General features: G+C 40.5%; 17 protein-coding genes. 11 read left to right on the top strand and 6 right to left on the bottom strand.

The window, feature by feature from the left end; translation table 11 throughout:
• The first annotated feature begins 87 nt into the window (after window positions 1–87).
• From JWR87_RS18785 to JWR87_RS18760, 6 genes are all read left to right on the top strand, one after another.
• A complete protein-coding gene (locus JWR87_RS18785) occupies window positions 88–1,125 on the top strand; it encodes a TIM barrel protein (protein WP_297823157.1) in 1,038 nt (345 codons plus the stop codon).
• A 126-nt stretch (window positions 1,126–1,251) separates the two neighbouring features.
• A complete protein-coding gene (locus tag JWR87_RS18780) occupies window positions 1,252–2,400 on the top strand; it encodes a Gfo/Idh/MocA family oxidoreductase (protein ID WP_297823154.1) in 1,149 nt (382 codons plus the stop codon).
• Window positions 2,401–2,821: 421 nt separating this feature from the next.
• Window positions 2,822–3,991 (top strand): VCBS repeat-containing protein, encoded by a 1,170-nt coding sequence (locus JWR87_RS18775; RefSeq protein WP_297823151.1) that lies wholly within the window; start codon window positions 2,822–2,824, stop codon window positions 3,989–3,991.
• A gap of 26 nt (window positions 3,992–4,017) precedes the next feature.
• On the top strand, window positions 4,018–4,803 hold the full coding sequence (locus tag JWR87_RS18770) for a DUF1080 domain-containing protein (protein ID WP_297823149.1): 786 nt from the start codon (window positions 4,018–4,020) through the stop codon (window positions 4,801–4,803).
• Between the two features lie 147 nt (window positions 4,804–4,950).
• The gene (locus JWR87_RS18765; protein WP_297823148.1) at window positions 4,951–5,751 is read left to right on the top strand and encodes an NIPSNAP family protein; all 801 of its coding nucleotides are present in this window, start codon (window positions 4,951–4,953) and stop codon (window positions 5,749–5,751) included.
• A gap of 213 nt (window positions 5,752–5,964) precedes the next feature.
• Window positions 5,965–8,700: a glycoside hydrolase family 2 TIM barrel-domain containing protein gene (locus JWR87_RS18760; RefSeq protein ID WP_297823145.1), complete on the top strand. Its 2,736-nt coding sequence runs from the start codon at window positions 5,965–5,967 to the stop codon at window positions 8,698–8,700.
• A gap of 103 nt (window positions 8,701–8,803) precedes the next feature.
• Here JWR87_RS18760 and JWR87_RS18755 read toward each other — a convergent pair whose 3' ends face one another.
• The 5 genes from JWR87_RS18755 to JWR87_RS18735 form a co-directional block, all read right to left on the bottom strand.
• Window positions 8,804–9,145, bottom strand: a complete 342-nt coding sequence (locus tag JWR87_RS18755; RefSeq protein ID WP_297823143.1) for a hypothetical protein — start codon at window positions 9,143–9,145, stop codon at window positions 8,804–8,806.
• Between the two features lie 96 nt (window positions 9,146–9,241).
• Window positions 9,242–9,754 (bottom strand): GNAT family N-acetyltransferase, encoded by a 513-nt coding sequence (locus JWR87_RS18750; RefSeq protein ID WP_297823141.1) that lies wholly within the window; start codon window positions 9,752–9,754, stop codon window positions 9,242–9,244.
• A 254-nt stretch (window positions 9,755–10,008) separates the two neighbouring features.
• Complete coding sequence (locus JWR87_RS18745; RefSeq protein ID WP_297823139.1) at window positions 10,009–10,590, bottom strand: hypothetical protein; 582 nt, start codon at window positions 10,588–10,590, stop codon at window positions 10,009–10,011.
• Window positions 10,591–10,844: 254 nt separating this feature from the next.
• The gene (locus JWR87_RS18740; protein ID WP_297823136.1) at window positions 10,845–13,652 is read right to left on the bottom strand and encodes a valine--tRNA ligase; all 2,808 of its coding nucleotides are present in this window, start codon (window positions 13,650–13,652) and stop codon (window positions 10,845–10,847) included.
• Window positions 13,653–13,809: 157 nt separating this feature from the next.
• A complete protein-coding gene (locus JWR87_RS18735) occupies window positions 13,810–14,031 on the bottom strand; it encodes a hypothetical protein (protein ID WP_297823134.1) in 222 nt (73 codons plus the stop codon).
• Window positions 14,032–14,314: 283 nt separating this feature from the next.
• On the opposite strand from JWR87_RS18735, the gene JWR87_RS18730 reads away from it, so the two are divergent.
• Window positions 14,315–15,670, top strand: a complete 1,356-nt coding sequence (locus tag JWR87_RS18730; RefSeq protein WP_297823132.1) for an exonuclease domain-containing protein — start codon at window positions 14,315–14,317, stop codon at window positions 15,668–15,670.
• A 244-nt stretch (window positions 15,671–15,914) separates the two neighbouring features.
• Window positions 15,915–16,667: a sulfite exporter TauE/SafE family protein gene (locus JWR87_RS18725; RefSeq protein WP_297823130.1), complete on the top strand. Its 753-nt coding sequence runs from the start codon at window positions 15,915–15,917 to the stop codon at window positions 16,665–16,667.
• A gap of 191 nt (window positions 16,668–16,858) precedes the next feature.
• On the opposite strand, the gene JWR87_RS18720 is transcribed toward JWR87_RS18725, so the two are convergent.
• Window positions 16,859–17,998, bottom strand: a complete 1,140-nt coding sequence (locus tag JWR87_RS18720) for a PQQ-dependent sugar dehydrogenase (RefSeq protein ID WP_297823128.1) — start codon at window positions 17,996–17,998, stop codon at window positions 16,859–16,861.
• Window positions 17,999–18,203: 205 nt separating this feature from the next.
• Here JWR87_RS18720 and JWR87_RS18715 point away from each other — a divergent pair, with 205 nt between their 5' ends.
• The 3 genes from JWR87_RS18715 to JWR87_RS18705 all read left to right on the top strand — a co-directional run.
• Window positions 18,204–18,731, top strand: coding sequence for a DUF6265 family protein (locus JWR87_RS18715; protein WP_297823126.1), 528 nt, complete (start codon window positions 18,204–18,206; stop codon window positions 18,729–18,731).
• A 170-nt stretch (window positions 18,732–18,901) separates the two neighbouring features.
• Window positions 18,902–19,921 carry a DUF3500 domain-containing protein gene (locus tag JWR87_RS18710; RefSeq protein ID WP_297823124.1) on the top strand — a complete coding sequence of 340 codons (1,020 nt, stop codon included), beginning with the start codon at window positions 18,902–18,904 and terminating at the stop codon, window positions 19,919–19,921.
• Window positions 19,922–20,058: 137 nt separating this feature from the next.
• A partial coding sequence (locus JWR87_RS18705; protein ID WP_297823122.1) for a hypothetical protein occupies window positions 20,059–20,240 on the top strand: 182 nt, incomplete at its 3' end.

Here is a 20,240-nt window from a genome sequence, read left to right as displayed (position 1 = left end):
CCATCTTGATATTTAATGCCGAAGAATAAATAATTGAACTTATTTTCATTATTCAGTCATTTAATTAAACAGTAGATTGTAGACCATATGAACCAAAACAATTATCCAAAACTACACAATGCTTCCTGGCCGGGTATAGTCGGAAAAGGAGCAGACTCAGAGCCTGTTATTCCTTTTGATGACATGTTACGAATGACAGCAGCTGCCGAGGTTAATGGAGTCAAATTCGACGGAATTGATCTGGGTCTTTTAGGCCCTCATGTAAACATCGACAGCACCGATGAAGAAATAAAACAATTGGGGGAGAAAGTTGCTTCGTACGGGTTAAAAATAGGAAGTCTTGTAGCACCCATCTGGGGCGGCCCTGCAATGGGTACAGCAGAACAACGAGCACACTTTGTCGAGATGGTTCGAAAAGCTTGCCACTTTGGTAAAGTTTTACGTGAGTTAGGTTTTCGTCCTCATGGGGTTGTAAGAATAGACTCGGCGAGTTCACCCGCTGACTGGGAAAAAGATCCGGCTAATAATACCAAACTAATCGCTGATACTTTTCGTGAGGCTTGTGATGTAGCAGCAGAATACGGCGAACAGTTGGCCGCTGAAGGCGAAATCTGTTGGGGCGGTATGCACAGTTGGAAAACAATGGTCGAGACACTCGAAATGGTTGATCGTCCTAACATAGGTTTCCAGGCAGACATGTCTCACACTACCTTATACCTCCTTGGCTATAACAGGCCCCAGGATCGAATACTTCCTGAAGAATTCGACTGGAGCGATCGTGAAACACTTACGCAAGGAATAAAAACAGTAACCAAAGCACTTCGTCCGTGGACTATTGACTTTCATGTTGCGCAAAATGATGGAACAGTTCATGGCACCGGTTCACACGATAAAACAGGAAGACATTGTCTTGCTACTGATCCCAATGGTAAGCTTGACATTGCCCACGATGCCGGTTACTGGTTACGCGATGAAGGGGGCGAACTCACAAAGAAGTTCAAGCACATTTGCTGGGACGGCTGCATGTTTTCGAACGAGGTGATGACGAAGCAACAGACCTGGAACGATATACTTGCAAAAATGATCGAAGTAAGAAAGCTGCATGGTTGGTACGAGCCGCAGTAGCAGGCATAAGTTGCTTGTACAGTTTCAGTATACCAGCGGCTCCGCCATTCGAAGGGGCATTATTGACGGTGACAGGCAACCGACAAAGATATTTTCTCTCTTTATTAATTTTTAACTTTCTGGTATATGGCTAAAAAAGATTTAAGAATAGGTTTAGTTGGTGTTGGTTTTATGGGACGAACACATACAAATGGATATAAACGCGTAAGCGATTTTTTTCCTGATTTGCAAACCCGGCCAGTATTAAAAGCAGTTTGTTCACGTACAGCTGCAACAGTGAATGCTTTTGCTGAGCAGTGGGGATATGAAACAGTTGAAACAGACTGGAAGGCTCTAATTGCTCGCAACGACATTGACGCTGTAGACATTTGCACCCCTAATAATATGCATGCTGAAATTGCCATAGCGGCAGCGGAAGCAGGTAAAATGATCCTCTGCGAGAAACCACTTTCACGAACATTAGAAGAAGGGCGTCAAATGGTGGCTGCCATAGAAAAGGCGGGTGTTAACAATACAGTTTGGTACAACTATCGTCGTTTACCGGCGGTTACACTAGCAAAGCAAATAGTTGACTCCGGAAAACTGGGTCGGATTTTTCATTATCGCGCTAATTTTCTTCAAGACTGGACGATCAATGCCAATGTTCCCCAGGGAGGGCAAGGTACATGGAGGTTAGATGTGGATGCTGCCGGTTCTGGTGTTACCGGTGATTTATTAGCTCATTGTATAGACACCGCTATTTGGTTGAATGGGTCTATTACCGATGTATCTGCAGTAACCGAAACTTTTATTAAAGAAAGAGTTCACCAGGCTACCGGAGCGATGCAAAAAGTGGGCATAGACGATGCTTGTATTTTCCATTGTCATTTCGATAATGGCTCTTTAGGGCTTTTTGAATCTACCCGTTATGCAAGGGGGCATAAAGCGCTTTATACTTTTGAAATCAATGGAGAGCATGCTTCTATGCGTTGGGATCTGCACGATTTGAATAAGCTTGAATATTTTGATCATCGCGACGAGTCGATTGTTCGTGGATGGCGAACTATACATGTTACTGACGGCGACCAGCCGTACATGGATAAATGGTGGGTTCCCGGGTTATCAATTGGGTACGAACATTCTTTTGTGCATCAGGTAGCAGACTTTTTAAAGAGTTTAGAAACAGGAGAACCTTGTTCGCCTACTTTTAAAGAGGCATTGGAAACGCAAAGAGTTTGCGAGGCCGTTCTTGACTCGGCTGCAGCCAGAAGTTGGAAGAATATAAATGCTTACTAATAGCCGAATTATTGTTTTGATAGCGCTCTCTTTTACATCATGACTTACAGTAAACTTAGCATGAAATTGCGCAATAGCCGGAAGGGCTAAAATTCGAATAGCCTGGAATGTAATCCGGGGTACAAACGGGAGGGTTTAACAATTTCGGAGGAGTTGAATAAAGTTGCCGGACATTTTTGAAGGAGGTTTCTTGAGTTCATCGGAGTATAGAGGAGGTTGGATGATGGGGATAGAATTTGAAGAGGAACTGGAGATGCTATTAGTGCAATAGATAAATGGAGCGACGCAAGGATGATGCTATAAAAAACAATTGCTGGTATCCCAAAAAAAAATATTGACAGCAATTGTTCTTAGGTGGTTGATAGAACTGGCTGTTACGAAATTTCAATATGAAAGTTTCGCTAAGAAGAAAATACTAATAATGAAAAAAGCTTTCATACAAACGATCTTACTACTAATAACCGGGGGATACGTTGTTGCTCAGACCAATCATGCGGTTGAAAATGTAACTAAGCCACTTAAATTTCTTAAAAAGCAAATTGCGTCAGAAAGCTTTGAATCTGTTGATGTCTTTGATGTCAATAATGATAAAATCCCCGACATTGTTTCCGGGGCATTCTGGTATGAAGGTCCGGGCTACTGGAAAAGAAATTATATTGGCTCTGCGAAAAGAATTGGAGAGTACTACGACGATTTTTCTACCATACCCCTCGACATAAATGGGGATGGTCGTATCGATTTTGTTACGGGGGGTTGGTTTGGAAAAATATTAAGCTGGCGTGAAAACCCGGGTAATACGAAAGAATGGACCGAACACGAGATTGCAGTTCCGGGTAATATAGAAACCACAAGGGCCTGGGACATTGATAACGATGGCACTTTAGAGATTGTTCCCAATACGCCCAACGATCCATTGACCATTTATCGATTAATTAAAGATGGTCAGGGAAAAGGCACCGGAAAGTTTGAAACAATTAAAGTAGGTGACCTTAAGAGTGGACACGGATTGGGGTTTGGCGACATTAATGGCGATGGCAGAAGTGATTTTATTTTAAGTGCAGGTTGGCTTGAAGCTCCTGTAAATCGCTTTAAAGATAAATGGACTTTTCATGAAGGACATGCACTGGGTTCAACCAGCATTCCGGTAATTGTAGCAGATGTAAATAAAGATGGGGTGAATGATTTAATTGCCGGGCAGGCCCACGGTTATGGGTTGGACTGGTACGAGCAAAAAAGGGCTAAAAATGCTGAAACTACCTGGATAAAACATACTATTGATCCATTTAATTCACAATATCACACCATGGAATGGATAGATTTAGATGGGGATGGAAAGGAAGAATTGATTACAGGTAAAAGGTACCGTGCGCATAATGGTAATGACCCCGGCGAAAATGATCCTTTGGGTATCTATTATTTTAAATGGAACGGCGAGGCTTTTTCGAAGGAAATTGTTAGCTATGGCGAATTTGGAGAAGGCAAGGGCACCGGTTTATATTTTGCTGTTGCAGATTTAACAGGGTCAGGTAAAAAGGATATTGTGGTGGCAGGCAAAGACGGCCTGTATGTGTTTTATAACAAAGGGTTCTAAAAAAATAAAAAAATAACTTTTATACGATGCTACAAAAAAGAGGTTCTAAAAATATGATTGCTGCAATCATAATTGCCACATTCACTTCCCTTGCTCTTACAGGCGCAGGTTGCAAAGTCTCGGGGCAGGGGCAGCAAAGCAAGAAAGGCGTTGTACAAATTTTTGATGGAAAAACATTAAACGGGTGGGAAGGAGATGCTACTTATTGGAGGGCAGAAAACGGAAGCCTGGTTGGAGAGATTACCCCTACAACACTTTTGAAAACAAATAGCTTCATTGTTTGGAAAGGAGGGAAGCCGGGAGATTTTGAACTTACCTGCGACTTTAAAATTACCAAAGCAGGCAATAGTGGTATCAACTACAGAAGCGTGGCAGTGGCAGATGTGCCTAATGCTTTAAAAGGGTACCAGGCAGATATAGATGGTGCGCATAGATACACAGGCCAGAACTATGAAGAGCGTGCACGAACTACATTAGCTTACCGAGGCGAGAAAGTAACAATCAAACCGTTTACAGATCCGGCATCTGCTGTGAGAGAGCATACCAAAAATAACGCATGGTTAGAAAGGACAGTAACCGGGTCACTGGGATCTTCGGATGAACTAAAGGAAAAGATTAAATCTGAAGATTGGAATACTTGCAGGATTGTAGCGAAGGGTAACAGACTACAGCATTATATCAACGGTATTTTAATGAGTGATGTGACGGATGATGATAAAGTGAACGGAAAGTCGGAGGGAATGTTAGGCGTTCAGGTACACGTAGGTCCGCCTATGAGAGTAGAATATAAAAACATTATGCTGAAGCAATAAAGTGCTTTACATGGTATTTGATGCAGAAAATAAGGTAGTTACCGAACTACATTATTTTCTGCATTTCTTTTTAAAACTCAAGCCTGTAATTCAATCTGTATTATATTGCGGCAATTGTTATTAATGCTAAAAAGTAAACCTGGTCTTATGAAAAAAATTTTCTTTTCTTTTTTTATTTTGAGTGTATTTCTCGCCGCTTGTTCATCCTCAAAAAACAGTACCTCTGCGTCCGGTAATGCAGTTACTACGCTAAAGCCTACACCTGTATATGAAATGCGGACTTACTTTGCTGCACCTGGAAAACTGGACGATCTTAGTGCCCGCTTCAGAAATAATACTACCCGCATTTTTTCGAAGCATGGTATGACTAACGTTGGCTACTGGATACCTACTGATAACCCTGACAACAAGTTGGTTTATATCTTGTCTTATCCAAGCCGTGAAGCAAGAGATGCATCATGGAAGGCTTTCGGTGCAGATCCTGAATGGCAGGCGGTAGCAAAAGCTTCAGAGGCTAATGGAAAATTGGTGACCAAGGCGGAAAGTGTATTTATGCAGAACACCGATTATTCCCCTGCGTTGAAAATGGAAAGTAAAACCCCTAATCGCCTCTTTGAGCTTCGTACTTATACAGCGTCACCAGGTAATATTCAAAATTTAAATGACCGTTTTCGCGGCCATACTATAAAATTGTTCGAGAAGCATGGCATTACAAACATTACTTACTTTCAGCCAATGCCAAAAGCTGATGGTACTAAAAGTGACCAGCTTATTTATATTATAGCTCATACCGATAGACCGACAGCAGATGCGTCGTGGAAAGCTTTTCGGGAAGATCCAAATTGGGTGAAGGTAAAAGCAGCCTCTGAGGTAAAAGGTGGCGGTTCACTTACAACCAAGGTTGAGTCGGTGTTTATGATGCCTACTGATTATTCATTGATCAAGTAGTTTGACCGATAGGTTTTGTACCAGACACTTTATTAGTGTAGTTTCTATCGAAAGTTAAAAGTGTTATTCAATAAAAAGCAGAAGAAATATTTCTGCTTTTTTTTATTGATTTTAATTTTTCCTAATCCAAATAAACATCCATTTTCTTTTTTGAAAGGTGTACCTGATTACAAGAGAAAAAATAGCCTAAGTTCACTTTGAATTTTACTGTCAATGAAAAAAATAGCTCTCTTTCTTTTAACTGCAATCTTTTGTCAGCAGGTATTTTCTCAGCAAACCATTCTTCAATATTTATCGGGTACTGATAAAGACCATACTGTTAAATGGGATTTTATGTGTACCAAAGGACGTAATAGTGGTAAGTGGTCAACTATTCCAGTCCCGTCGTGCTGGGAGATGCAGGGCTTTGGATCATATAACTATGCGCAGGATATACAGAACCCTGATGAGCAGGGATTGTACAAGTACAATTTTAGAGTGGCGCGACAGCACAAGGGTAAGAAGGTGGTGATCGTTTTTGATGCCTCAATGACTGACACCGAAGTAAAGATAAATGGCAAACCAGCAGGACCGGTTCACCAGGGAGGCTTTTATCAATTCAAATACGATATAACAGATCTAATTCAATTTGAGAAGTTCAATTTACTGGAAGTAACGGTTAGCAAGAAATCAGCAAATGCATCTATTAATCGTGCAGAACGAAAAAGTGATTTTTGGCTGTTCGGGGGAATTTTTCGTCCGGTGTACCTGGAAATACTTCCCGCCACATTTATAGAAAGAGTGGCCATTGATGCAAAGGCAAGTGGAGATTTCAATATGCAGGTTTTTACAAATGCAACCGGCAAGCAGACAGTGGAAGCACAGGTTTATGATTTAAAAGGTAAGGCGGTTGATAAACCTTTTCAGTTAGTAGCAGGGGATAGTATGCTTCATCACCGTTTTGCAAATATTAAACTATGGAATCCTGAGCAGCCGAACTTATATAATGCAGTTATCTCAATTAAGGAGGGCGCTAAAACCATTCACAGCATTAAACAACGTTTTGGTTTTAGAACAGCAGAATTAAAAGAACAAGACGGTTTTTATGTGAATGGGAAAAAGGTGATTTTTAAAGGTGTATGCAGGCACAGCGAGTGGCCTGAAACAGGGCGAACATTAAGCCGGTCTGTTCACCTGCTGGATATTGCTGCAATGAAGGACATGAACATGAACGCCGTTCGCATGAGTCATTATCCGCCCGATAAAGAGTTTTTAGACCTTTGTGACAGTCTCGGTTTATTTGTGTTAGATGAACTTACAGGCTGGCAGGCCGCATACGACACAACCATTGCACGTAAGCTGGTAAAGGAATTAGTAATAAGAGATGTAAACCATCCTTCAATAGTAATATGGGATAATGGAAATGAGGGTGGCTGGAACCGCGCGGTTGATGGCGACTATGCCTGGTACGATCCTCAGAAACGACATGTGATTCATCCGTGGGAGCGGTTCAACGGAACAAACACAAAGCATTATCCCGATTTTAAATATGTGCAGACCGAAGCCGCGAATGCTAAAGAAGTTTTTTTTCCTACCGAATTTATGCATGGCTTGTTTGATGGAGGCCATGGCGCGGCTCTTGAAGACTTTTGGAACGAGATGATGAAACATCCGCATTTTGCAGGAGCATTTTTATGGGCTTTACATGATGAAGGACTGGTGCGTGCAGATTGGCATGATAGCATTGACGTGGCAGGAAACCGGGGACCAGACGGTATCGTTGGACCTCACCGGGAAAAGGAAGGAAGTTACTATACGATTAAAGAACTTTGGAGCCCGGTTTACATTGACAGTAAATCGACGACGCCAAATTTTAAAAGCAGCTTTGAAGTAGAAAACAGGTACTTCTATACCAATCTTAACAAAGTGAAATTTGAATGGAAACTGGTCGATTTCGCAAAAGCATGGCAGAGCGGAACAGGTGCGAAAGTGCTTCGGAAAGGAGTGTTGCAGGGGCCTGCGTTAGCGCCAGGTCAAAAAGGCGTGTTATACATTCCTTTGCTTAACAATGCAAAAGCAGATGCCTTATATCTTACCGCTTTTAACGCCAAAGGAGATACCATTTGTACATGGAGTTGGGCGGGTAAAACGCCCAAGGCATTTGCAGATGCAACACCTTCTGTTTCTATGAAAGCCGGCGTTTCTACAAAAGAGGATGCGCAAACATTAGCACTCGGTTGTGATGGCGTTACTTATTATTTTGATAAAACGACCGGTTATCTTCGAAAGGTAAATAATGGCAAAAGTGAAATTTCTTTAAGTGGCGGACCAGCACTTGCCGGCGGCAGTCAAAAGCTTAGTCAATTTAAAAGTTTTAAACAAGGGGATGAATATATAGTTCAGCCTACTTACGCCGGCGACAGCTTGCTGGTAAAATGGGTTTTTCACAAGGGAAGACTTCCAAAGTTGGAATATCAATACCTAACAAAAGATACTGCCGATTTTGTGGGCATTACTTTCAACTATCCTGAAGATAAAATTAAAGGAATGAAATGGATGGGCAGAGGACCGTACCATGTATGGAAAAACCGTCTAAAAGGCCCGCAGTTCGGCGTGTGGGAAAAGGGGTATAATAACACGGTTACCGGCGAAAACTGGAAGTATCCTGAATTTAAAGGATGGCATTCAGAGTTGTACTGGGTCACGTTGCATAACCAGGAAAGCAGCTTTACTATTTACACCGATCAACAAAATCTATATCTGCAGATGCTTCAGCCGGAAAAGGCGAAAGCCTCAGCTAACAATAATACCAATCCTTCTTTCCCGGGAAATACTATTGGTTTTATGCATGCGATTTCTGCAATAGGTACAAAATTTCAAAGGGCAGAAGTAATGGGTCCGCAAAGCCAAAAGAATGCACGGCAAGGAAACATGCCTTTAACCGGAACTCTTTATTTTGATTTCAGGTAACCGCTTAACACAGCCCTCTCGGCTTTTAGCCATAAATCAATAATTGCAATTGAAAGGCTCACTTTCCAATTGCAATTATTATAATACAGTTTACGTCTTCATTTTATTTCCCGGAAGGAACTGGTGGAGGAGGTGGAGGAGGTGGAGCGATTTGAGCTGGTGGAGGCGGTGCTGGAACCTTTTCAGGCTTCGCCGGCTTTTTCAGTTTGCCTTGCTTGTTAGTTGCTTCACCTTTGCTTTCTTCTGTAATCAGTGTCGTCCCTTGACGCCATTGTTTCGATTTATACTGATTTTTCATCGCCTCTGATTTGCTGGGCGCTTCTTCGTCTTTTACAATAACCGGAGGAATAAAAATGGTTTTCTCCTCCTTCTGCTTTTTTTGCGCCTGTGCAGATACGGAAGTAATCAGGCAAACAGCGATAACTGCATTTTTTACAATATTCATATGTATCGTTTCTTGTAAGACGCAGTTTCCCGGCTTTTTCCATAAATATTCTAAAAGGCTTTATTCCCATGCACCCAAGGGGGCGAAGCGACCTTGCTACAAAGGTTTTTCCATCACAAAATCGTTCATGTAATACCCACTTCCAATATCAATATCTTCTTCTTTAACTACTGGAAATCCACTTCTTTCATAAAACCCCTTTGCAATATTTTTCCTGTTTACATTAAGTTGCAATTTTCTAGCTCCCATACTTTTTGCAACTGTTTCAACCGTTTCAAGCAGCGCTTTACCCGTACCGGCTCTTTGCTCTGATGGCAACACATATAACTTCTGCAGTTTGTAAGTTTCTAATTCTACCTTCGAAAAAGATGCGAAGCCTACCGCCTCATACTCTTTCAAAGCAAGAAAAAAGTAATGCTGCTTTCTCATTTGCTCTTCCAGGGCAGCAGCGCCATAAAGCTTGTGAAGCATATAGGTTACCTGTTCTTTACCTAACAAAGCTTCATAAGCTATTGGCCATGTTTTATTGGCAATTTCGATAATAAACGGAATATCGGTATAAGAAGCTGGTCTTATAACCAGTCGGGAAGAGGGTAAATGATTGTTCATGAAGAATTACTTAATAAGCCGCTTTCGGTTCATTTATAAGCAATTGTACTAATGAACCTGTTTATTTTTTTGTTGCCGGCGGCAGAATATCTATTAAACATCGTTGTGTCACTCCCTTGTACTTTAACCGCAAAAATCAGCAGGTTCATTTTGCCTGGAGTCCAAGGCTCTCTAAGCGTTTAGGGTTACCCTTGCCCGCACTCGTGTACTTTTTATGCCAATTGCACACTAGCCCAAGGGTGCATACTAATGGGCTACGACAACAGGCGCTTTATCTCCAAATCAATTTTGTAGTTTTCAAATTCTTCTTCGGTAATCATCTCAGTCTCTTTAAGCCAATTGAGCCTCGCCAGATATTCTTCATCGGGAGTGTTGGGGTCGAAACTAAGGTACTTGTTTTTGATGTTGTCTTTTGTTGCTTTAATTACCAACTCAATAAAATCCAATACTTTTTGCTCGGAAGGAATATTTCTATAAAAAATGAGGTTCTTGTCGCCACCCACTAAAAAAATATCATCCTGGTGTTGTTTCAAAAAACTGAATAAGGCTAAACCAAACCAACACACGCAATTGATCAATAAATTTCTTGTACCCACATTATGCAACAGAAGTTCCGAAATAATGAGCGCGACGGGTATAACCATACAAACAGCGAAGAATATTTTTCCGGGTAAAGTGTTGTCCGCCTGGTACTGCGTCTGAAATCCCAGTTTCTCAATCTTGATTTCGTATTTGTCTATCTTCCTGGTAGATTTTGTTTCTACAACAACTTTATCGCTAAAGAGTGTATGCTTTCGATAATTAAATCCTCGCTTTTGTTCAAGTACTGCAATCATCTTTTCTGCTGACTTTTCGGTTTAATTAATATTTTTCCGGTGCTTGCCGTGTGCCTTAAATCTTAAATCTTCTCTAATGTATTTTTAGCTGCATGTATTACCAAAAGTACAAGAGTGCGACGCAACTAAAGATTCATATGGGTTACAATGACGGCTTAAAAAAGTTGCCTGCTATCCCTCGTTATGTAATTAGTTGCCTCCTAAAAAGAGTTTGTGCTTATCCCAATGCTTCCAAATCTCCCACACTTGCGGGTTTAGACAAGGTTTGCTAAACTCTCTTCTATCGTTCTTATCCTTGCCTCTGCATCTGCTTGTTTCTTTTTTTCGAGGTCAACCACTTCAGCTTTCGCGTTTGCCACAAACCGCTCGTTACTTAACTTCTTCGTTACACTTTGTAAAAATCCTTTTTGATGGTCAAGGTCTTTTAAAAGCTCCGCTTTAATGGCGGCTGTATCTGCTTTTTTATCGCTCTCAATATAAAATTTGTCTTGCTCAATTGCCACTACCGTAGCATTTGGTACAGTTTCATTTACGTAGCTAATGCTTTCTGCATTTACCTGCTTTAGTAAAATGCTTTCTATTCTTTTATATACCCTGGTATTTGCCGATTGAATAAACAGTTTGATGGTTTCCTTTGGTTTTAACCCACTTTTATTTCTTGCATCCCGCAGTGCTGAAATTACCTGCTTTAATAATTCACCGCCGGTTAAAACGTCGTTGTTTGCCTCTTTAATTGCCGCAAATTGTTTAACGCATAAATCGTCTTGTTTTTCGCCCAGCAAATGATAAATTTCTTCTGTAATAAAAGGCATGAACGGATGTAACAATTGCATCAGTTCCCCGAAAAAGTGGGTTGTTTTATTGTAGACCTCATCTTCTATTGGTTGTTCGAAACCAGGTTTGACCCATTCGAGGTACCAACTACAGAAGTCGTCCCAGATAAGGGAATAAATAACCTTTAACGCTTCGCTCAACCTAAATTGGCTATATAGAATTTCAACTTCTGCTTTTGCCTGTTGCAGCCGGTTTGCAAACCAATTAATTGCATAATTGGAATGATCGAGATGTTCTTCGCTAGGTAGATGGTCTATTTCGCCAAATAGTTGTTTGGTCTCATCAGCCAGTTCAAAGGTATCGTCGATCAACTCTTTGATTTCTTCTGTCATTTGCCTGCCTTCCCACATCTTTACGAGCTTCAATGCATTCCACAGTTTATTATTAAAGTTGCGGCCTTGCTCTAAGCTCGCTTCGTCAAATAATAAATCATTGCCGGCGGGGGAGGAGATCATGATACCGAAGCGGACTGCATCAGCGCCATATTTGTCAATCAGATCAAGCAGGTCGGGACTGTTGCCTAAGCTTTTGCTCATTTTTCTCCCCTGCTTATCGCGAACCATTCCGGTAAAGTACACGTCGCTAAAGGGCTTTGCATTTTTATAATGCGTTCCCGCCATAATCATCCTGGCAACCCAGAAGAAAATAATATCCTGCCCTGTAACCAGGACGGAAGTAGGGTAGTAGTAATCCAGCTCTTTGTTGCCGGGGTTAGAAATACCGTTAAAAACTTCCATTGGCCACAACCATGAAGAGAACCAGGTGTCAAGAACATCGGCATCTCTTGTGAGCTTCGGGCTGTTAGCTGCCAGCGGCGAGCCTTCCAAAGCGAACTCTGGGCTTGTAGCACGAGGCTCACCGCGCGCAGCTAGTCTTTCTGCTTCTTCTTCCGTTTCCGCTACAAAAAGGTTTCCTTTCTCGTCATACCATGCGGGTATTTGCTGACCCCACCAAAGCTGGCGACTAATGCACCAGTCTTTTACATTTTCGAGCCAGTATTTATAGGTCGCTAAAAATCTTTCTCCCGGGTGTATTTTTATTTCTCCGTCTAAGACAGCACTCAACGCAGGCCCTGACATTTCTTTCATCTTAAGAAACCATTGGGTACTGATACGCGGCTCTACTACGGCGCCACTTCGCTGGCTGTAGCCTACGCGGGTTGGGTATTCTTCTTCTTTTAGAAAGTAACCTTTCTCTTTTAGCTCGACAAGTATTTTTTTGCGCGCAGCAAACCGTTCTACTCCAACATAAATCTGTGCTGCCTCGCTCAGCGTTCCATCTTCATTCAAAGTGTCTACTACTTCCAGGCTATGTTTTAAACCCAGGTTGTAGTCGTTGATATCGTGCGCCGGAGTAACCTTTAAAGCACCGGTACCAAAAGCAGGATCTACATATTCATCAAATATGATAGGGATACGTCGATAAATCAACGGCACAATTGCGTACTTGCCTTTTAAATGTGCATATCGTTCGTCGGTAGGATTTACGCAAATAGCGGTATCGCCCATAATGGTTTCAGGGCGTTGGGTCGCGATGGTAATGTAGTTGTCCGATGGTAGATGACCGTTGACAGATGAATGCAGATTTTTCTCTGCTATCTCTGTACTGTCATCCGTCAACTGGTATTTTAGATAATATAGCTTTCCAACTACGTCCTTAAACTCAACCTCTTCATCACTTAAGGCAGTTTTGGCAGCAGGGTCCCAGTTTATCATACGTGCTCCGCGGTAAACCAAACCTTTATTGTATAAGTCTACAAAAACTTTAATAACGGCTTTGTAGTAATGGTCGTCCATAGTGAAAGTAGTACGATCCCAATCAACACTACAACCCAGTTTAGCAATTTGATTATAAATGATACCGCCATATTTTTCTTTCCACTCAAAAGCATATTTTAAAAACTCTTCACGCGTCAAAGTGTTTTTATCGACACCTTTTTCTTTTAGCATTTGAACCACTTTCGCTTCCGTTGCAATACTTGCATGATCACTCCCGGGAACCCAGCACGCATTAAATCCACTCATTCTTGCTTTTCTGACAAGAATATCCTGCACGGTTTCATTGAGCGTATGGCCCATGTGTAATACGCCTGTTACATTTGGAGGAGGTATAACAACAGTGTATGATGGCCTTTCATCAGGAGTACTGTGAAAATACTTTTTGTCCATCCAGCATTTATACCATTTTTCTTCAGTAGCTGAAGGGTTGTAATTCTTACTTAGTTCCATAGTTGCATTTAAACTTTTACCGGTAAAAAACTGGTAATAATCAATCTAAAAAATTTCGGAGAGCAAATGTACTAAAACCAACTGCTGTTTGAGAAACGATTGAAGGCATAAAAAAAGGCCCGCAAACGGACCTTGGGTTGATTTAATTTGCTAGTAATTACCAAATCATCATTTTCTCGTTCCACAAATTAACAGGACGAAGCGAGGAGGTATTTAAAGATTCGAATTTTTTGCCTTTTTCTTCCCGCGTTTTTTCTCTGTCAGTTAACAAGAGCGCTTTACAGCATTTGGCGAAGACCTTTACCGAACCATTTATGCTAGTACACGAAGTAGTAGCTAATAATAAGATTACGAATATTGAATAAATAAGGTTTTTCATCAGCTCTGGTTTGTGTTACTTAAATAATATCGGTTTTATTTTACCTAGGTGGATTATTGTTTACCACCGGTGGTATAACAGCTTTTCAGTAGTTAGACGCGCTATGTTTTATTTTGTTACAGCACTTTTCAAAATTTCCGTGGGTTGTAAGGACTCGTAATTGATTTTGAGCGAGGTTTAGAAAAGAAACTTTTAAGGCTACTGCCTTTTTCTATTGCTAATATTTTTGGTAAGAAATAAAACTACTTTCAAAATCGACTTACCTTTAAGCTTTCTGCAATTTATGTTCGCGATAGTAGATATAGAAACGACGGGAGGGTACGCTAGTGGTAATTCTATCACCGAAATTGCTATTGCCATACATGATGGGGAGCAGATGATAGATTATTTTGAAACGCTGATAAATCCTGAAACACCAATACCGCGATACATACAAGCCCTTACCGGAATAAACAATGCAATGGTTAGCCAGGCACCGCTTTTTGAAGAGGTTGCTCATAAAATTTATGGCTTATTACACGACAAGGTTTTTGTAGCTCACAACGTGAATTTTGATTATTCTTTTATAAAACATCAACTGGCGCAATACGGTTATGAACTAGATACTAAAAAGTTATGTACTGTTCGTCTTGCACGAAAAGTGTTGCCTGGTTATCCCAGTTACAGTTTAGGAAATCTTTGCCGTTGTCTTCAGATAGAGATTGAGCAAAGACATCGTGCAGGTGGCGATACTTTAGCAACTGTAAAGCTGTTTGAATGTATCCTGAAAAATGACGTGGATAATGAAATAAAGACAATGCTTAAGGGCAAAGCAAAAGAGCAATTTTTACCACCTCATTTGACAGTTGATAAAGTTGCTCAGCTACCTCCGCTGCCCGGCGTGTATTACTTTCATAATTCGAAGGGCAAAATTGTTTATGTAGGCAAAGCGAAAGATTTGAAAAAAAGGGTTAACAGCCATTTTTCAAATAATAAGCCCGGAAAGCAAAAACAGGATTTTTTAAGGGAAATCTATAATGTTTCATTCCAGGTATGCGGATCGGAATTGATGGCTTTTATCCTTGAAAGCATAGAAATAAAGAGGTTGTGGCCTTTGTACAACCGAAGTTTGAAAGGCTTTCAACAGACGTATGGCTTATACGTGTATGAAGACGGGCGTGGATATAAAAGATTGATTATTGAAAAAATTAAAAAGCAGCTTCAACCACTGTATACTTTTAATTTGTTGCTTGAGGGACTAAATCTTCTAAAGCAATTGATTGAGCAATTTGAATTATGTGCGCGATTGTGCTACGTAGATAAAACTGCCGGACCTACTTTGGCTGATGAATTTACGATGACGGAGTATAATGTAAGAGTAAGTAATGCAATAGAACATCTTAAAAGTTCGCTTCCAAGTTTTGCAGTTGTTGAAGATGTAGCATTGCCAAAAAAAGAAGACAAACAAGGCATTATATTAATGGAAAAAGGAAGGTTTTACGGAATGGGTTATATTCCTGCAAATACGTCCTTTACTCATATTGACGAGTATAAAAAGCATGTTACACAGTATCCTGAAAGCGAATATATACGTGGGCTGGTTTACCAGTATGCCAGCAAAAATCCACACAAAAAAGTGGAGTTTGTGACAACTATGTAGAGGTGTAGTTTTTCTACTTCCATTATTCTATAATAAATGGGGCTTTTTAATTTCTAAGCAAAAATACTGGCCGGCACCTGCGGGCTTACAAACCTTTTAAAAGGCGCTATTCTTTACAACTTCTATCTTTCCCTTTTTTCCCTTTTGTTCGGTAACTAATTTCTAACATCAGTTTGCCGACTATCTTTAGCGTTAATTCCCGAACAATAAAAGCTGGTAAAAGAAAATCTACAATATTACTAACATGGACGTTTTATTTGATCAGTCTGTTGCTAATTGGGTTCTTATTATACTGGCCGCCTTTATTATTGGTCTTTCAAAATCCGGTATAAAGGGCATTGAGATGATTAATATTACTATTATGGCAATTGTTTTTGGAGGCAAGGCCTCTACAGGTGTTGTATTGCCACTGCTTTGTTTTGCCGACCTGATGGCAGTAAAATTTTATCATCGTCATGCACAATGGAGTCACTTCTGGAAGCTGTTACCTTGGTTAGCAATAGGAATTTTAATCGGTGTGTTTGTAGGAAAAGATTTAGATGAGGCCCTGTTCAGAAAGGTAATGGCTGTAATAATTATTGTTACGGTTGCTTTGCTGCTGCTCATTGAAATGAGTAAGAATATTACTATTCCGGGGAATAGATTTTTTGCGATTAGTATGGGGTTAATAGCGGGGTTTACGACAATGCTGGGGAATCTTGGCGGCGCTTTTTCTAATATTTATTTCCTTGCAACACGCATGGTTAAAAACGATTTTATCGGAACGGCAGCGTGGATCTTTCTCGTAATCAATTTTTTTAAATTACCGTTCCAGGTAATTTACTGGCATAATATCTCGCTTGCCTCACTAAAGATTGATCTCTTTTTGTTACCTGTAATAATTGTTGGATTCTTAGCAGGAGTTGCTATTGTGGCAAAAATAAAAGAGAACAGCTATCGCAAGGTAGTTTTTGTATTAACTGTGATAGGAGCCGTCTTTATTTTCTTTAAAAGATAGGGACACTTTAAGTGTTGATTATTGTTACGGCAATATGTAACCGCAAAGATGAAGGATGTAACTTATGTTGAAAGGAGCGTCGCAACTAAAGCCCAACAGAAGCAGATAGCCGGTACAAAAAAATCCCGCTATTGTAACTACAATAACGGGAGAGATATGTAGGTTTGGCTATGTTGTCTTTAAGAAGCTTTTTATGGCTTAGGAATAAGTTTAATTAATTGACCAGGCCCTTCCGTAATAGCATAGATAAAGCCATCAGGACTTTGTGCTACAGATCTAAATCTTCCAACATCCTGCAATAATTTCTCTTCGGTAACGTAGGTTTTTCCATCAAGTTGCACCCGTGCAATATGCCGGAATGCAAGTGCGCCAACCAACAAATTACCCTTCCAACCAGGGTATTTGTCGCTGGTAACCATTGTCATTCCGCAAGGCCCGATGGACGGAACCCAAAAGCGGGTTGGGTTAGTTACTCCTTCCAATTCTTTGTCAGGTGTTAAAATTGTCCCGTCGTAGTTTATTCCGTAAGAGGCCTTAGGCCAGCCATAATTTTTTCCTTTCTCTATCAGGTTAAGTTCGTCGCCGCCCTTAGGTCCATGTTCAACCGCCCAAATACGGTCGGTTGCTGCATCATATACCATCCCTTGCGGGTTACGGTGCCCGTAAGTCCAAATAGAACCACGTGCATTTTTTTGACCAACAAAAGGGTTGTCAGCAGGAACTCGTCCGTCATCATAAATCCGGTGAATTTTCCCATGATCATTATCGAGCAGTTGTACTTTGGGTTGCGTTCCTCTTTCACCTGAGCTAAAATAAAGAAAACCTTTTTTATCGAAAACCATTCTGCTGCCGAAGTGAAAGTCGGCCTTTATAAATGGCTTTGCCATAAAAATATCCTGTTTATTGGTCACCTGGTTTCCTGCCAGTTTAAACCGGGTAATAGCAGTAGTAGCACCACCTTCTACCGGCTTAGAGTACGATATGTAAATCCACTTTGTCTTATTGTAGTCCGGATGTAGTTTTATATCAAGCAAGCCACCCTGACCCTGGTTAAAAACTTTAGGCACACCAACCAGTTTTTGCCCGGTATACTTGTCATTTTTAAAAATAAGAATATCTCCTGAGCGTTCGGTTACAAGCATTCTTCCATCGGGCAGCCAAGCCATTCCCCAGGGATTACTTAATGCCGTGTACAATTTCTGAACAGTGAAGTTTGCATCGGCAGAGGTATCTGTACTTGCTGCTGAAGTAGTTTGCGCATAAGACGAAACTGCTAAAAATAAAAAGGCAGGTAAAATAATGGAAAGCGATAATAGATAACGTTTATTCATGTGGTGTCTCTTATATTCTGGCAAAAGTATTTATTGCAAAGCTATTTCGATTTTTAAGTTTTGCTAATGTTTTGACTGTTTCTACCACGATCGCTAATCTTAAAAGGTTACCGCACGCCGCAGCAATCTAAAAATTTAGGTGAGTATTTAATACATGTTCCCAAAGGGGTGTTATCTTAGTAAGTTTTATAAACAAAAGCCCCATATGAACAACAAACCTTTTCACCTTCGTTTTATTAAAACCCTTATACCCATCTTCACATTATTAACGGTGATAGCGCCGGTGAAAAGAAGTGTGGCCCAACAAAATTCAGGTAAACTCGCAGACGTCAGTTTTATAGAAGGTCATTGGAAAGCTGTTACCGCCGATCGAACAATCGAGGGTCAGTGGATGCCTGCAGACGGAGATAATATGTTAGGCTTTATGAGGATGATGACGGGAAACAAGGCAAGTATGTATGAACTATTGGCGTATGAGCAAAATACCCAAGGCCTTGTTTCCAGGGTAAAACATTTTAGACCGGGAATGGTCGGCATGGAAGAAAAGGACAAATTTGATCAATACAATTTTTTAGAAGCAACCAAAGGCAGAGCCGTTTTTCAGAAAGAGGGCGAGGATCTTAGAATTGTTTATGAAAAACGTTCTAATGATCAATTTGCAATTATGCGCGGGAATATGGCCGACGGAAAATGGACTTTTAAAGATCTCTTTCTTTTCAACCGGGTGAAATAATTCGTTACTTCAAATAATTTTCTTTGTCCCATACAGCAGCACTGCGACGTACATCGTTGCGTCGCACCCTTGTACTTTTTTTTATTATTGGGCAAAGCTTATCTCAATCAGCGGTACTACTTGCAAGCGATAAATAAGCAATAAGCATAGAATTAAGTTAATTTACAATAATGAAAATTCAACTAACGATCGGCATTATCCTGCTGTCTTTTTCACTTTCGGCGCAGCCGCAGGGAAATAATCTATATAAAACAGCAAACCTCTTTCTGAATGCCCTTGACGAAAATAAAAAAGCGCAAGCTCAATATCCTTTCGATTCTTCCGAAAGATTTAGGTGGCATTATGTTCCTTTAAACGACAGGAAAGGCATTTCGATAAATGAGCTTAATGCCCGGCAAAAAGAGGCGGCAATCGCTTTAATGAAATCTGCGTTAAGCGAAAATGCTTTCAAAAAAGCAAGCCAGATAATGGCACTTGAAGTTGTGCTAAAAGAATTAGAAAACCGGAAAGAAGGTGACAACTACCGCGACCCGGGAAAATACTTTTTTACTGTTTTCGGTACTCCATCAGCTACAAGCATATGGGGATGGAGATTAGATGGCCACCATCTTTCGTTTAGTTTTTCCTCCGAAAACAACAAAATCGTTTCCGGAACGCCGGGCTTTATGGGAGCAAATCCTGCTGTAGTTCTAAGCGGACCCGAAAAAGGCCTTGAAATACTGAAAGAAGAAAATGAACTTGCATTTGAATTCTTAAAAGCATTGAGTGCCGAACAGCTTTCTAAAGCTATTATTGACTCTAACGCGCCTGGCGATATTTTAACAACAAATAGCAGGAAGGCGATGATTGATGATTCTAAAGGCATAAGTTTTTCAAACTTAAACGCTGCCCAAAAGGCAATATTTACAAAGTTGCTCAGCCTTTATATCCACCGCTATACCCGTTTATTTGCCAGCAGTATGATGAACGATATTGAAGCCGCTGGAATGAACAACCTCATATTTGCCTGGGCAGGAAGCAACGAGAACGGTGTGGGAAACAAAAGATACTACAGGATAAAAGGTCCGACAATCATAATTGAGTTCGACAATACGCAGAACAACGGAAATCATGTACACACGGTAGTACGTGATCTAAAACACGATTTTGGAGGCGACGCTTTGTTGGAGCATTATAAAAAAAGCCACTAATATTCAATCTGTTTCACTTTTTCACTAGTTTTTCTTCCATACCTTAACAGCTGATTACAGTTCATCTACTAATTCAATCCTCTTTTTTCGTACTTTTCTAATCTTTTTTTAAAAAGACTAAACGACTTGCCATTACTATGAATAAAAGAATATTCATAATTATTTCAATCCTTGTAGTTATTATAACAGGTTTTATTTTATCCTGTAATAATAGTAGCGCTGGAACTAATAAGGTTTCTCTACCTGAAGTGGTAAGCTACAATTATCATATTCGTCCTATTCTTTCTGACAAATGCTTTGCCTGTCATGGCCCTGATGC

It is taken from the genome of Segetibacter sp. (assembly GCF_025963695.1).
Classification (GTDB): domain Bacteria; phylum Bacteroidota; class Bacteroidia; order Chitinophagales; family Chitinophagaceae; genus Segetibacter.
Note: the sequence above shows the minus strand (reverse complement) of the source record. Positions and strands in the feature narration are given on the sequence as shown.